Raw genomic sequence first — 439 nt, 5'->3', positions numbered from 1 at the left:
CTGGAGACGGAGAACGCGCGGCTCAAGCGCATGTACGCGGACTTGGCATTGGAGAACGCCGCGATCAAGGACGTACTGTCAAAAAAATTCTGACGCCGTCCGTGAAGCGGCAGGCGGTCGAGGTCATGGTGACCGAACACCGCTTGTCGATCACGCGAGCCTGCCACGCCGCAGGCTTGTCGCGGGCGGCGTACTACAAGGTGCCACCGTTACCTCAGGAGAAGGACGCCGAGGTCATTGAAGCGCTCAACGGCATCGTCGAGCGCAACGGTCGCTGGGGATTCTGGAAGTGCTTTGACCGGCTGCGCCTAGATGGTCGGCCATGGAACCACAAGCGAGTCTGGCGGGTGTACTGCGACTTGGGCCTGAACATTCCTCGGCGCACCAAGCGCCGCATTCCCAAGCGCGAACCCGTGCCTCTCGCTGCGGGATCGTTCGT

1 pseudogene is annotated in these 439 nt (G+C 62.4%); it reads left to right on the top strand.

Annotation, left to right across the window (positions count from 1 at the left end):
* Positions 1–439 (top strand): annotated as a pseudogene (locus tag WG899_RS22305) (IS3 family transposase); the annotation flags it as partial.

The organism is Paucibacter hankyongi, assembly GCF_037482915.1.
Taxonomy (GTDB): domain Bacteria; phylum Pseudomonadota; class Gammaproteobacteria; order Burkholderiales; family Burkholderiaceae_C; genus Paucibacter_A; species Paucibacter_A hankyongi.
Note: the sequence above shows the minus strand (reverse complement) of the source record. Positions and strands in the feature narration are given on the sequence as shown.